We start from the raw sequence: 473 nt of genomic DNA, 5'->3' as shown, positions 1-473 counted from the left end.
CTAATCGGTCTAACATTTCACGATAGAACTTAGGATAATTGGCTTTCTCATCCTCAGAACTAACGTATAATCCACTCATCGCAAAGTCTAACCCAACAACTGTTTCTACTTCTTTTTGTACAATCTCTTTTTCGTATTCAGTCAAGATGGATACATAGTATTTACCAGTAGGTGTCATAGAAATCGTACATGACTTGATCATATAATCGTGTGGTATTTCTCTATGTTGTTTGATACGTACCATTTTCAGTTTTGGCAATTTGATATGACCATTAAGCAACATAATATTTCCGTTTACTACATTCGTTGTATAAGACTTTCTGTCTTTTTTACTTTTGAATGTTGGGAAGTCATTTTGACCACTAAAGAAATTCTTATAGGCAGTTTGCAAGTTTAGTTGAGCATTTGCCAAAGCTAATGAATCAACTTCTTTTAACCACTCAAATTCTGCTTTATATTTCGCGGGAGTTGGA

1 protein-coding gene is annotated in these 473 nt (G+C 34.0%); it reads right to left on the bottom strand.

The window, feature by feature from the left end; genetic code table 11:
- Nucleotides 1-473: transposase (locus tag BAU23_RS15530; RefSeq protein WP_131802506.1), on the bottom strand; the 473-nt coding region annotated here is incomplete at both ends.

Source organism: Bacillus nitratireducens (genome assembly GCF_001884135.1).
GTDB lineage: Bacteria > Bacillota > Bacilli > Bacillales > Bacillaceae_G > Bacillus_A > Bacillus_A nitratireducens.
Note: the sequence above shows the minus strand (reverse complement) of the source record. Positions and strands in the feature narration are given on the sequence as shown.